The organism is Amycolatopsis roodepoortensis (genome assembly GCF_024628825.1).
GTDB classification, from domain to species: Bacteria; Actinomycetota; Actinomycetes; order Mycobacteriales; family Pseudonocardiaceae; genus Amycolatopsis; species Amycolatopsis roodepoortensis.
Window position 1 is genome coordinate 8857293 of the sequence record NZ_CP102415.1, and the last position, 13163, is coordinate 8870455.

General features: G+C 69.8%; 11 protein-coding genes. 7 read left to right on the forward strand and 4 right to left on the reverse strand.

From position 1 onward, the window contains the following. The first annotated feature begins 92 nt into the window (after window positions 1-92). Both NQK81_RS42485 and NQK81_RS42490 read left to right on the forward strand, forming a co-directional pair. Window positions 93-728 (forward strand): DUF4230 domain-containing protein, encoded by a 636-nt coding sequence (locus tag NQK81_RS42485; RefSeq protein WP_257489953.1) that lies wholly within the window; start codon window positions 93-95, stop codon window positions 726-728. 96 nt (window positions 729-824) lie between these two features. Beyond that, the gene (locus tag NQK81_RS42490) at window positions 825-1334 is read left to right on the forward strand and encodes an SRPBCC family protein (RefSeq protein WP_257486005.1); all 510 of its coding nucleotides are present in this window, start codon (window positions 825-827) and stop codon (window positions 1332-1334) included. 247 nt (window positions 1335-1581) lie between these two features. Here NQK81_RS42490 and NQK81_RS42495 read toward each other — a convergent pair whose 3' ends face one another. Both NQK81_RS42495 and NQK81_RS42500 read right to left on the reverse strand, forming a co-directional pair. Further along, a complete protein-coding gene (locus tag NQK81_RS42495; RefSeq protein WP_257486006.1) occupies window positions 1582-2829 on the reverse strand; it encodes a cation:proton antiporter in 1248 nt (415 codons plus the stop codon). A 44-nt stretch (window positions 2830-2873) separates the two neighbouring features. Continuing rightward, window positions 2874-4076, reverse strand: coding sequence for a sigma-54-dependent transcriptional regulator family protein (locus NQK81_RS42500; protein WP_257486007.1), 1203 nt, complete (start codon window positions 4074-4076; stop codon window positions 2874-2876). A 158-nt stretch (window positions 4077-4234) separates the two neighbouring features. Here NQK81_RS42500 and NQK81_RS42505 point away from each other — a divergent pair, with 158 nt between their 5' ends. Then, window positions 4235-6052 carry a flavin-containing monooxygenase gene (locus NQK81_RS42505; RefSeq protein WP_257486008.1) on the forward strand — a complete coding sequence of 606 codons (1818 nt, stop codon included), beginning with the start codon at window positions 4235-4237 and terminating at the stop codon, window positions 6050-6052. A gap of 129 nt (window positions 6053-6181) precedes the next feature. Here the strand turns inward: NQK81_RS42505 and NQK81_RS42510 are convergent, their stop codons facing one another. Further along, complete coding sequence (locus NQK81_RS42510; protein WP_257486009.1) at window positions 6182-7129, reverse strand: helix-turn-helix transcriptional regulator; 948 nt, start codon at window positions 7127-7129, stop codon at window positions 6182-6184. Between the two features lie 92 nt (window positions 7130-7221). On the opposite strand from NQK81_RS42510, the gene NQK81_RS42515 reads away from it, so the two are divergent. From NQK81_RS42515 to NQK81_RS42530, 4 genes are all read left to right on the forward strand, one after another. Further along, window positions 7222-7785: a DinB family protein gene (locus NQK81_RS42515; protein WP_126734347.1), complete on the forward strand. Its 564-nt coding sequence runs from the start codon at window positions 7222-7224 to the stop codon at window positions 7783-7785. 303 nt (window positions 7786-8088) lie between these two features. Then, window positions 8089-10125 carry an acyltransferase family protein gene (locus tag NQK81_RS42520; RefSeq protein ID WP_257486010.1) on the forward strand — a complete coding sequence of 679 codons (2037 nt, stop codon included), beginning with the start codon at window positions 8089-8091 and terminating at the stop codon, window positions 10123-10125. Window positions 10126-10243: 118 nt separating this feature from the next. Continuing rightward, window positions 10244-10999 (forward strand): carbon-nitrogen hydrolase family protein, encoded by a 756-nt coding sequence (locus NQK81_RS42525; RefSeq protein ID WP_257486011.1) that lies wholly within the window; start codon window positions 10244-10246, stop codon window positions 10997-10999. Further along, on the forward strand, window positions 10996-12687 hold the full coding sequence (locus NQK81_RS42530) for a flavin monoamine oxidase family protein (RefSeq protein ID WP_257486012.1): 1692 nt from the start codon (window positions 10996-10998) through the stop codon (window positions 12685-12687). Before NQK81_RS42525 ends, NQK81_RS42530 begins: the two co-directional genes overlap by 4 nt. Here the strand turns inward: NQK81_RS42530 and NQK81_RS42535 are convergent. After that, on the reverse strand, window positions 12651-13151 hold the full coding sequence (locus tag NQK81_RS42535; RefSeq protein WP_257486013.1) for a VanZ family protein: 501 nt from the start codon (window positions 13149-13151) through the stop codon (window positions 12651-12653). The genes NQK81_RS42530 and NQK81_RS42535 overlap by 37 nt on opposite strands. Window positions 13152-13163: the final 12 nt, after the last annotated feature.

The following is a 13163-nucleotide window of genomic DNA, read 5'->3' on the forward strand; positions in this document are numbered from 1 at the left end:
TGCGAAATCCGGTTCGGCCGATCGCACGGTAAACCGGCCCGGACGCTTCGGGGCCGCGTCCGCCGGGTACTCCACGCCGTGGAGAGGCGGTGGTGCGCGTGAAGAAGCGCTGGGTGCGGCTCGGGGCGTTCGCACTGGCCGGGCTCCTCGTCGTCGCCGCGGCACTGCAGATCACCGGGCTGCTGCCGAAACTCGACCCGTTCGGAACGTCCACTGTGGACCGTTCGCAGCCCGCGGTGCTCCAGGCGGTCCGGGATCTGAGCCAGTACCACGCGGCGGTCGGTGACTACCAGGTCGTCGTCGACATCGAGAAGGACGTCCAGTGGGTACCCGCGAGCATCGCCGGGGAACGCACCCTGTTCGTCGCGGCGGGCTCTGTCGACGCGTACGTCGATTTCGGCCCGCTGGTGGAGAATTCGCTGACCGTGTCCGAGGACCGGCGATCGGTCGAGGTGCGGCTGCCCGAGCCGAAGCTCGCGAAACCCAACTTGGACAACGAACGCAGCTACGTATTCGGTCAGGAGCGCGGCCTGATCGACCGGCTCGGCGCCCTGGTCTCCGCGCAGGACCAGCGGCCGTTCTACCTCGCCGCGGAGAAACGCATCGGTGAGGCCGCGCAACACTCCGGCCTGCTCGAACGCGCCAAGGCCAACACCAGGGCGATGCTCACACAGCTGCTGCGGGGGCTCGGCTTCCAGGTCACCTTCCGGGCGGAACCGGCCACCTGATCCCGCCCGGATTCCGCGTCCGTGCGGTGCTCACCCCACCGGTCTTGACCAGGCGGGCTCGTGCTGGTGGGCTGGCGAAGTCGACTGGGAGGCGCGATGGTGACGAAGCCGAGGGACAGCCTGACCTACACCGAACCGATCGCCACCGGGGAGGTCTTGATCGACGCCACCCCGGAGCAGGTGTACCGGCTCGTCAGCGATCCGGTCTCGATGGCCGAGTGCGCCGAAGAACTCCGCAAGGCACGCTGGATCCGCGGCGCGACCGAGGCGCGCGTCGGGAACTGGTTCGCCGGCAGCAACCGCAATGGATGGCGGCGCTGGGTGACCCACGCCGAGATCGTCGAGGCCGAACCCGTACGCCGGTTCGCCTACCGGGTACGCACGCCGTTCTTCGTGCCGATCTCCCGGTGGGAGTACGAAATCACCCCCGAAGGCGACGGCGCCCGGCTCGCCGTGGCGAACTGGCTGCTCGTGCCGCCGTGGTTCGTCCCGATCGCGATCCTCATCACCGGCGAGCCGGATCGAGCCGGGACCAACCGGGCCAACATCGCCGCCACGTTGGAGCGGGTGAAGGCCCGGCTCGAAGGCCGGGAGTGGCGCCGCTAGCGGCTCTCCCTGGCCCTGGTCGTGGCCGTGTCGTCCGTCCGGTCACGCGTGCCGTCCGTCCAGTCACGCGTGTCGTCCGCCGGATCACGCGTGCCGTCCACTCGGTCACGAGACCCGGCCCGCTCGGTATCGGTGCCCCTCGCTCGGCCGCAGGTTGCGAAAGCCACTTTCGCAACGTTGAGGGTTGCGAAAGTGGCTTTCGCAACGTCGGGCGCGGCCGGGAGTCAGTCGGTACCGGTGGGGCAGCTCACTCGAAGTTCTGCATCCCCCGGTTCTCCAGTTTGCGCATCACCGGGCCGGAGAGCAGGCCGTGCACGAGCACCGAGACCGCGATCGTCAGCGCCGTGATCCGCCACAGCGAGTCGGCCATGGGGAAATCGCCGTGCCCCAGCGCGTAAGCGAGGTAGTAGAGACTGCCGATCCCGCGGATACCGAAGAACGCGATCGCCGTCGCCGCCGGGCGGGTGGTGGTGCCGCCGAGCAGGGCCAGGCCGCCGAACAACGGGCGGACGATGCCCACGGCGGCGACCGCCACCAGGACTTCGGCGAGCTTCAGCCCGTCCAGTAACCCGTCGCCCATCGCGACGCCGAGACCGAGCAAGGCCAGCGCGACGAAGAGCCGTTCCAGCTGATCGCCGAATTCGTGCAGCACCCCGTGGTACTCGTGCGATCGCTCGCTGGCGCGGATGGTCGCGGCCGCGGTGAACACCGCGACGAAGCCGATGCCGCCCAGCCATTCGCAGAGCGCGAAGGGCAGGAACGCGATGGCCAGCACCACCAGCCCGTCGGAGTATTCGCCGAGGCGCAGTCTTTCGTGCCGCACCCGGAACATCAGCCACGACAGCAACCGGCCACAGACGAGGCCGACCAGTACGGCGACCGCGAGCGGGACGACGACCTCCGTCAGCAGCCAGGGGACCGGTGACGTGCTCGCGGTCCCGGCCCAGACGAGGGCCAGCAGCACGAACGGCATCGCCAGGCCGTCGTTGAGCCCGGCTTCCGAGGTCAGCGTGAACCGGATCTCGTTGTCCGAGCCCCGGCCGTCGTCGGTATGCGGTGCGGGCACCTGGACGTCGCTCGCGAGCACCGGGTCGGTCGGCGACAGCACGGCCCCCAGCAGCAGCGCGGCGGCGGGGGACATGGCGAGCGCCCACCAGCCGAGCAGGGCGACCGCGCAGACCGACAGCGGCAGGGTGATCGCCAGCAGCCGCCAGGTCGAGTTCCACGACCGCCAGCCGAACAACCGGTCGGATTTCAGTCCCGCGCCGACCAGCGACACCAGCACGCCGAGTTCGGTGATCACTTCGACGGCGCCCACATGCGACCGCGGGTCGAGTACACCCTGGCCATAGGGGTGTCCGAACGGGAGCAGCCCGAAGACGAGTCCGCCCACCAGGAGGACCAACGGCATCGAAAGCGCGCGTTCGTGCAGCAGGTTCGGCAGCACGGCGGCACACAACGCCAGAACGCCTGCCCCGGCGAGCAAGATCTCCATTCGCCCGGAGTACCCGGGCCGCTCCTCCGCCAACCGGGCGGGACTCAGCCGCCCACCTCAAGTCCTTTGTGGACCGTCAGGGCGACACCCGCGGCCAGCCGGTACGGCCGCGTGTCCACAATGGCCCCGAGCAGCCGTCGCAGCCGGGAGACCTCGGCGCGGACGGTGACGAGGTGTTCGGCGTCGCCGTAGAGCGCCCGGCTGAGCGCCTCGGCCGAAAGCCCGGACGAGCCGGCCGTGTTGAGGTGCACCAGGATCTCCGCGTGCCGCGGGGTCACCGTGCGGACCCAGCCGACGTCGCCCGACGCCATCCGCAGCATCGGCGCGTGGCCGAGTTCGAGATCCAGCCGGACGCGGCGCGCGGTGTCGGCGGGGCGGACGAGCCAGCCTTCGGTCAGCCGTTCGGGCAGGCAGGCGCCGAGTCCCGGCACGGCGAGGATCTGGCCTTCCGCGGGCGCCGCGATCCGCGCGCCGGAGGCGACCCCGGCGGAGTGGGCCACCCAGCCGTCGTCGTCCACCAGCAGTACCGGCCCGCCCACGCCGGTGACCACCGGTTCCGCGGTCCGGCGCAGCCGGTCGAGACCCTGCTGATGGTGCCGCCAGAGCTCGGATTCGACCAGGCGCCGCCCGGTCTCCACCAGCGCGCCGATCGCCGGGTGCAGGGTCAGCGCGGGACCGCTGACGTCGATCACACCGAGCAGTTCACCGGTGCGTGGATCGTGCACCGGCGAGGCGGTGCAGTACCAGGGATGCTGGCCCTGTTCGAAATGTTCGCCCGCGAGCAGTTCCACGGGCGCGGCCTCGGCGAGCGCGGTGCCGATCGCGTTGGTGCCGACCCTGGTCTCGGTCCAGACGGCGCCTTCGGTGAAACCCAAGGTGTCGGCCCGGCGCCGCACGGCGGACGAGCCCACCCGCCAGAGGATGATCCCCTCCGCGTCGGTCACCACCAGCAGCATGTTCGCGGTGTCGGCCGTCGCGCCGACCACCTGTCCGAGGTCCTCGACCACCAGCCGCAGCGGGGAGGCGCGGCGACGGCGGGCGACCTCGTCGAACGGCACCGAATCCCGCGTGTTCACCCCGTCGGCGGCGAGCCCGAGGCTCAGCATCCGTGACCACGACCGCGACACCAGCGGCCGCGGCCGGACCCGGGGACGGCCGCCGCCGATCACGGCTTCGTGCATGCGGATCAGGTCCCGGGCGTGCATCGGCAGGTCGACGCCGGGCGGGACCGAGCTGTGCACGCTCACAGGCCACCTCCGCACCATCGCGTCGACTGACCAGCATAGGACCGCCCGCCGAGGCGCGCCAAGGAGCCGGAGGTGCAACACGCTGCAACCTTTGCCGTCGTGCCCGCCCGGGGCGTGTGATCGGGGTAACAGCCGAACGTCGAAGTTCAGGAGTGGCCATGACACAGACGGTGGACCGGATCGAGGCGACGGGCTCGCCGCAGGCCCGGGTGGACGCCTGGTTGAGCCGGTTCGAATCGGCCCTCGCCGCCCGCGATGCCGACGCCGCCGCGGCGCTCTTCGCCGTCGACAGTTACTGGCGTGACCTGGTCGCCTTCACCTGGACGATCAAGACGGTCGAAGGTCGCGACGAGGTGGCCGGCATGCTCGGCGCGTGCCTGGACCGGATCGACCCGTCCGGGTTCCGTACGACCGAGACGCCGACCGAGGCCGACGGCGTGACCGAGGCGTGGCTCGAGTTCGAAACCGCGACCGGACGCGCGAAGGGACACTTGAGGCTGAAGGACGAAGGCGCCTGGACGCTGCTGACGAGTTTGCGCGAGCTCAAGGGCTTCGAGGAACGTCGCAACGAGCAGCGGCCGAAGGGCGTCGAGCACGGTGTCGTGCGCGGCCGGAAGTCGTGGGCCGAGAAGCGCGAGGAGGAACAGACCCGGCTCGGCTACGAGCAGCAGCCGTACGTCGTCGTCATCGGCGGCGGGCAGGGCGGGATCGCGCTCGGCGCCAGGCTGCGGCAGCTCGACGTGCCCACGCTGGTCCTGGAACGCAACGAGCGGCCGGGCGATTCGTGGCGCAAGCGGTACAAGAACCTCTGCCTGCACGACCCGGTCTGGTACGACCACCTGCCCTACCTGCCGTTCCCGGAGAACTGGCCGGTGTTCGCGCCCAAGGACAAGATCGCCGACTGGCTCGAGATGTACACGCGGCTCATGGAAGTGCCGTACTGGACCAGCACCGAGGTCACCTCGGCGTCCTGGGACGAAGAACAACAGCAGTGGCTGGTGACCGTGGTCCGAGAGGGCGAGGAGCTGGTGCTCACGCCACGGCACGTCGTGTTCGCGACCGGGATGTCGGGCAAGCCGAACCTCCCGTCGTTCCCCGGAATGGACGTGTTCGAGGGCGATCAGCACCATTCGTCCCAGCACCCCGGCCCGGACGCCTACGCGGGCAAGAAGGCCGTCGTGGTCGGCTCCAACAACTCCGCGCACGACATCTGCGCGGCACTGTGGGAACACGGCGCGGACGTCACCATGGTGCAGCGGTCCTCCACCCACGTGGTGAAGTCGGATTCGCTGATGGAGCTGGGGCTCGGCGATCTGTACTCGGAACGCGCGGTGCGGTCGGGGATCACCACGGACAAGGCGGACATGATCTTCGCGTCGATCCCGTACCGGATCATGCCGCAGTTCCAGATCCCGGTGTACGACGCGATCCGCGAGCGGGACAAGGACTTCTACGCGCGGCTGGAAGCGGCCGGGTTCCAGCACGACTGGGGCGACGACGGATCCGGCCTGTTCCTGAAGTATCTGCGCCGCGGCTCCGGCTACTACATCGACGTCGGCGCTTCGGAACTGGTCGCCGACGGGAAGATCAAGCTGGCCCACGGGCAGGTGGATCATCTGACGCGGGACGCCGTGGTGCTGTCCGACGGTACGGAACTGAAGGCGGACCTCGTCGTCTACGCGACCGGCTACGGCTCGATGAACGGCTGGGTCGCCGACCTGGTCGGGCAGGAGACGGCGGACCTCGTCGGCAAATGCTGGGGCCTCGGCTCCGGGACGACGAAGGACCCGGGCCCGTGGGAGGGGGAGCAGCGCAACATGTGGAAGCCCACGCGGCAGGAAGGTCTTTGGTTCCACGGCGGGAACCTGCACCAGTCGCGGCACTACTCGCTTTACCTGGCACTGCAACTGAAAGCGCGTTACGAGGGCATCCCGACGCCGGTGTACGGCCTCCAGGAGGTGCACCACAAGGCGTGATGACCTAAGGCTTCGGTGCCGGACCCCGGGCGGGCCGGCACCGGAGGGCACCGCCCCCGGACCACGGGCGGTCGACGGCGTCGGGCACCGCCTCCAGACCCTGGGCGGTTCCCGGCGTCGTACCCATGTTCAGCGGGCGGCTTTCGCGTAACGGCGGGCCAGCAACGCGAAGGCCTCCTTGAGTTCGGGCGGCCCGACGACCTCGATGCCGGCGTCGAACCGGCCGATACTCGCCGCGAGCCCGGCCCATGACCACGAGCCCAGCACCAGACGGCACCGATCGGGCCCGAGCTCTTCCACGACGCCGTCGCGGACGTAGTGGGACACCGTCGCCGCGGGGAGATCGAGGACGACTTCCCCGCGGCAGGGCCACTCGCCGGTCTCGGACGAACCACGGAAGCGGCTCGCGACGAAGGTGGCGACGTCGGGAGCCGGCAGTTCCCGTGGGCTGAACCGTGGGCCGGTCGGTGTGCGCGGCGAGATCCGGTCGGCCCGGAAGGTGCGCCAGTCCGCGCGCTCGAGATCCCAGGCGACGAGGTACCAGCGGCCGTGCCAGGTGACCAGGTGATGCGGTTCCGCCCGGCGCGGCGTGTCCGCGTAGTCGAACCGCAGGATCTCGCGGGCGTGCACGGCCGCGCCGAGCGCGAGCAGGACATCGCCGTCGACACGGGGTTCCGACCGGCTCGCGGGCGATTCGACGGCGGTGACCCGCAAGGTGTCGATCCGGCGCCGCAGCCGCGAAGGCATCACCTGCCGGACGGTGTGCAGCGCCCGCATCGCCGCTTCCTCGATCCCCGCGCCGCTGGTGGTGGCGATCTGGAGCGCGACGGCCAGCGCGACCGCCTGATCGTCGTCGAACAGCAGCGGCGGCAGTTCGGACCCGGCGTCGAGCCGGTATCCGCCGTCGGGGCCCTTGATGGTCGCGATCGGGTAGCCGAGTTCGCGCAGCCTGTCGACGTCGCGCCGGACGGTGCGCGGGCTGATGTCCAGCCGCTCGGCCAGCAGCGCCCCCGGCCAGTCGCGGCGGGCCTGCAGCAACGAGAGCATCGACAGCAGGCGCGCGGAGGTCTTCGGCATGTTTTCCATGATGCCTCCAGTAGAGGACACAACCTGTCCTCTTCCCCTGCGAGAGTCGTCTTGTGCCAGAAAACGACAATCCGGAGGGCCCGATGACCGCCACCATCCTCGACGCCGAGCGCGCCGACCTGCTCGAAGCCCTCGACACCGTCCGCGCCGCGCTGACCACCACCGTTCAGGGGCTCACCGACGAGCAACTCGACGAGCATCCGACGGTCAGCGAACTGAGCCTCGGCGGCCTGATCAAACACGTCGCCTCGATCGAGGAGATGTGGCTGCGGTTCGCGGTCGAGGGCCCGTCCGCGATGACCTACGACCTGCCGGAAGGCGTCACTTGGGCCGACCTCGGCGCCGGGACCGCCCGCGAGTTCCCGCAATGGGCGATCGACCACCAGAACAACTTCAGGATGCTGCCCGGCGACACGCTCGCGGGGATCCTCGCGCGCTACGAGGAGGTCGCCGCGCGGACGAAGGAGATCGTCTCGTCGATCCCGGACCTCTCCGCGACGCACCCGCTGCCGGACGCGCCCTGGAACCCGCCGGGCGCGGTGCGCAGCGTGCGCCGGGTGCTGACGCACGTCATCGCCGAGACCGCGCAGCACGCCGGCCACGCCGACATCCTGCGAGAGAGCATCGACGGCCAGAAGTCGACCTGACCGTTCGTGCGATCGTGTCGCGAAAGCCACTTTCGGGACGTGGGATGTCCCGAAAGTGGCTTTCGCGACACCCCGCGCCTTCGCTGCAGCCCGGAGGCAGGGCGCTTGCGCTACCCGCCCACCGACGTTGCGAAAGCCACTTTCGCAACGTTGGGGGTTGTGAAAGCCACTTTCGCAACCTGCCGCCTTCGCCGCCCAGCCCCAAGGTGACCGCTCGCCGCTCACGAGGGGGCATAGCTCGCTCACAGCTTCCTGCCGTAGGGTCCCCGCCCGTCGGTGGCAGGTGATCTTGGTGGTGGTCGTGTGCGGGAGACGGAGCGGCGGTTCCGCCCGGAAATCCAGGGACTGCGGGCCCTCGCTTGCGTTCTCGTGGTCGTCTACCACGTCTGGCTCGGCCGGATCTCCGGCGGCGTCGACGCGTTCTTCCTGATCTCCGGCTTCCTCGTCACCGGCCAGCTCTACCGCGCGGCGACGCGCGGGAGGATCGAGTACCGGCCGATGTGGGGCCGGATGATCAAGCGGCTGTTCCCGGCCGCGCTCACCGTGCTGCTGCTCGTCGTCGCGGTGAGCATGGTGCTGTTGCCGCAGAACCGCTGGTTCCAGACGATCAAGGAGGTCGTCGCCTCCGCGCTCTATGTGGAGAACTGGCGGCTGGCGGCGGATTCCGCCGACTACTTCGCGCAGCACGACTCGGCCAGCGTCGTCCAGCACTTCTGGTCGTTGTCGATCCAGGGACAGTTCTACGTGGTCTGGCCGCTGCTGGTCGGCCTGGTGCTGCTGGTCGCCACGCGGACACGCCGCAACGTCCGGCCGATGCTCCTCGGTGTACTCGGCACCGTGTTCGCGGCTTCGCTGGCGTATTCGGTGTGGCTGACCGCGGTCGACCAGCCGTTGGCGTATTTCGATTCGCTGACGCGGGTTTGGGAATTCGCGCTCGGGGGTCTGCTCGCGCTGGTGCTCGACCGGGTTCCGCTGCCCCGCCCGGCGCGCGTCGTGTTCGGCTGGGCCGGGGTCGCCGGGCTCGTCTCCTGCGGTCTGGTGCTCCAGGTCGGCACGGTCTTCCCCGGCTACCTCGCGCTCTGGCCGACGCTTTCCGCCGCGCTGGTGATCCTCGCGGGCGACACCGCCTTCAAGGGCGGCGCGGATCGTTTCCTCAGCAGCCGCCCGCTGAAGTATCTGGGCGACCTGAGCTACGCGCTCTACCTCTGGCACTGGCCGGTCCTGGTGTTCTACCTCGTCGCCCGTGACCGCGAGGAAGTGGGCCTGCGTGGCGGCGCGGTGATCATCGCGCTGTCGTTCGTCCTCGCCGTCCTCACCCATCACCTGGTCGAGAAACCGGTCCGCGGTTCCGCGATCGGAACGCGGAACCGTTGGGGCGCTTACCGTTTCGGCGTCGCGACGCTCGCGGCCGTGCTCGCCGCGACGGGCGCCTGGCAGTGGGTGAGTGTGAGCCAGGCGGAGGGTTATGCGATCGCGGTGGACGATCCCGACCACCCCGGCGCGCTCGCGCACACCGAAGGATTCACCTACTGGGGTGCCGCCGACGCCGCGCTCGTCCCGTCGTTCGTCGCGGTGTCCGAAGACTGGGCAGGGATCGACCCCGGGCGCTGTGGTCCCTCCCCGCGCAACGCCGACCTCGAGGTCTGCACGTCGCAGACCTCCGGGCATCCCGCCCGCCGGATCGTGGTCGCCGGAGACTCCCACGCCGGGCAGTTCCTCGGCGCCCTGCTCCCGATCGCAGAGAAGAAGAACTGGGAGGTCACGGCGATCCTCCGCGGCGGCTGCCCGTTCTCCACCGACTCCGACACCGTGCCGGGCGACCAGGCCTGCATCGACTGGAACAGCGCCGTCGTGGACGAGATCGTCACGACGCGGCCCGACGCGGTGATGACGATCGGCACCAGGGATGTGAAGGTCGGCGTCGAGGAACGGGTTCCCGCCGGCTACATCGCCCAGTGGCGCAAGGTCGACGAAGCGGGCATCCCCGTGCTCGCGGTGCGGGACAACCCGCGCTTCGGCCAGTCGCCGTCGGCGTGTGTCGAGAGCCGTGGCGCGGAGGCGCCCGAGTGCGCGACCCCGCGCTACGACCTTTATGCGGCGGAGCCGCCGTACGAGGCATTGCCGGATCTGCCGCCGAACGTGCGCTTCCTCGACTTCAGCGACTACTTCTGCACGGCCGAGGTCTGCCCGCCGGTGATCGGCAACGTGCTCGTCTACCTCGACGACAACCACGTCAGCGGGACCTACATGTCGACGATGTCGGCGATCGCGGAGAAGGCGATCACCGAGGCCCTCGGCTGGGCGGACGATCACGCGGAGGAGCCACCGCCGGGAGGGTGATCCAGACAACAGATCACCGCTGAATTGCGGAATACTGCACTGATTCGATGGTCTGCCAATTTTCAACGCAACGATCAGCCCTTATCGGCGCATCGGAACGGCGGATATCGTCGTCCCCATGAAGGTCGCCGTCCATCAGGGCTCGTACGCCGAGCTGCCGTCCGCCGTCGCGGCGTCGGGCGCCGATCTCGTGATCGCCGCCGAGATGATCACCACCGGCTACCACATCGGCGCCCGTTCCCACGAGCTCGCCGAACCGGCCGACGGTCCGACAGCGGCGCGGATGTCCGCGCTGGCAAGGGAAACCGGCGTCGCGCTGGCCTATGGGTACCCCGAGTCGGACGACGGCCGCGTATACAACAGCGTCCAGCTGATCGGCCCCGCCGGGCAGCGGCTGGCGAACTACCGCAAGACGCATCTGTTCGGCGACATCGACCGTGACTGGTTCGAGCCGGGCACCGAGGCGATCGTGCAGGCCGAGCTCGGCGGTCTCCGCGTCGGGCTGCTGATCTGCTACGACGTCGAGTTCCCCGAGCTGGTGCGCGCGCACGCGCTGGCGGGGACCGAACTGCTCGTGGTCCCGACCGCGCTGATGAGCCCGTACGAACTGGTCGCCGACACGCTGGTGCCCGCCCGCGCCTACGAGAGCCAGCTGTTCGTCGCCTACGCGAACCGGTGCGACACCGAACAGGAGCTGACCTACTGCGGCCGCTCCTGCGTCGTCGCCCCGACCGGCGAAGTGCTCGCCCGCGCGGACGACGGCCCGGAGCTGATCAGCGCCGAAGTCACCCGTGACGCGCTCGTCGCGTCGCGTCTGGAGAACACCCACCTCGCCGACCGACGGCCCGAGCTGTACCGAGGACTTTCCGCATGACCTCCGCCCTCCCGACCGCGATCCACCACGACGAACCGGCGGGCCGCCCGATCACCATGTTCGGCCCCGATTTCCCGTTCGCCTACGACGATTTCCTCGCCCACCCCGCCGGTCTCGGTTCGCTCCCCGCCGAACGCCACGGCACCGAGGTGGCGGTGATCGGCGGTGGCCTCTCGGGCATCGTCACCGCGTACGAGCTGATGAAACTCGGCCTGCGCCCGGTCGTGTACGAGATCGCCGAGATCGGCGGCCGCCTGCGCACGGTGAACTTCCCCGGCTGCCCGGACGACGTCGTCGCGGAGATGGGCGCGATGCGCTTCCCGCCTTCGTCGACCGCGCTCTTCCACTACATCGACAAGGTCGGCCTGGAGACCACGCCGTTCCCGAACCCGCTGGCCGAGGGGACGCCGAGCACCGTCGTCGACCTCAAGGGGGAGAGCCACTACGCGCGCACCGCCGACGAACTCCCCGCCGTCTTCGGCAAAGTCGCGGCCGCCTGGGACAGCACGCTGTCCGAGCAGGCCGCGTTCCCCGAGATGCAGAAGGCGATCCGCGACCGCGACGTGAAGACGATCAAGCGGCTGTGGAACGAACTCGTGCCGAAGCTGGACAACCAGACCTTCTACGGTTTCCTCTGCGACTCGCCCGCGTTCGCCTCGTTCCGCGACCGCGAGATCTTCGGGCAGGTCGGCTTCGGCACCGGCGGCTGGGACACCGACTTCCCGAACTCGATCCTGGAGATCCTGCGGGTGGTCTACACCGGCGCCGACGACGAGCACCGCAGCATCGTCGGCGGGAGCAGGCAGCTTCCGTTGCGGCTGTGGGAACACGCCCCCGAGGACATCGCGTTCTGGCCCGCGGGAACGAGTTTGAGCTCGCTCCACGGCGGAAGCCCGAACCCGGGTGTCGCGAGGCTGCACCGCACCGCGCCGAACAACATCACCGTGACCGACACCGAAGGCCGCATCCGCACCTATCCGGCGGCGGTGTTCACCGCGCAGAGCTGGATGCTGCTGTCGAAGATCGCCTGCGACGAGGCGCTGTTCCCGATCGACCACTGGACGGCGATCGAGCGCACGCACTACATGGAGTCCTCGAAGGTCTTCGTCCCGGTCGACCGGCCCTTCTGGCTGGACAAGGACCCGGCGACCGGCCGCGACACGATGAGCATGACGCTCACCGACCGCATGCCGCGCGGCACGTACCTGCTCGGCGACGATCCGGACGCGCCCGCGGTGATCTGCCTGTCCTACACGTGGGCAGACGATTCGCTGAAGTGGCTGCCGCTCTCGGTCTCCGAACGGGTCGAGGTGATGCTGCAGTCACTGAAGGAGATCTATCCGGGCGTCGACGTCCGGCGGCACATCATCGGCGACCCGGTGACCGTGTCGTGGGAGGCCGAACCGCATTTCATGGGCGCGTTCAAGGCCAACCTGCCCGGCCACTACCGCTACCAGCACCGGCTGTTCACCCACTTCAAACAGGACCGGTTGGAGGAACGCCACCGCGGTCTGTTCCTGGCGGGCGACGACGTCTCGTGGACGGCGGGCTGGGCCGAGGGCGCCGTCCAGACGGCGCTCAACGCGGTGTGGGGCGTCCTGCATCACTTCGGCGGCGAGACGGACCCGGCGAACCCGGGACCGGGTGACGTCTACGACGAGATCGCGCCCGTCGAACTGCCCGACTGAGCGCGGCGGCCCACCAGCCACGCCATGCCTGTCGCGAGGAGGGCGCCGACGGTGTTCATCAGCCAGTCGCCGGTGTCGCAGGCGCGGCCGATGGCGGGGACGAACGCCTGCAACGCCTCGATCGCGGCGGACAGGGCCGAACCCGCCGCGAGCATCGTCAACGGCCGCCGGGACGCCAGCGCGGCGAAGTACACCGGGGGCAGGAACAGCGCGATGTTGGCCAGGAGTTCGACCGAGCCGAGCGTGGGCAGGAAGAACTGTGCCGTGCAGACGACCTCGTCGATCGTGTGCGCGGTCGGCACCAGGGTCAGCGCGAAGACCGGCACCAGGGACGCGCCGGTGAGGGTCCACAGGATCCGGCGCCTGCCCGCGAACAGATAGCCCAGGGCAGCGCAGACGAGAGCGAGCAGGAGGATCGCCGCCGGCACGAGGGCGGAGTGGTCGAGCAGGAAGTTCGTGATCATGGCGGGCCGATC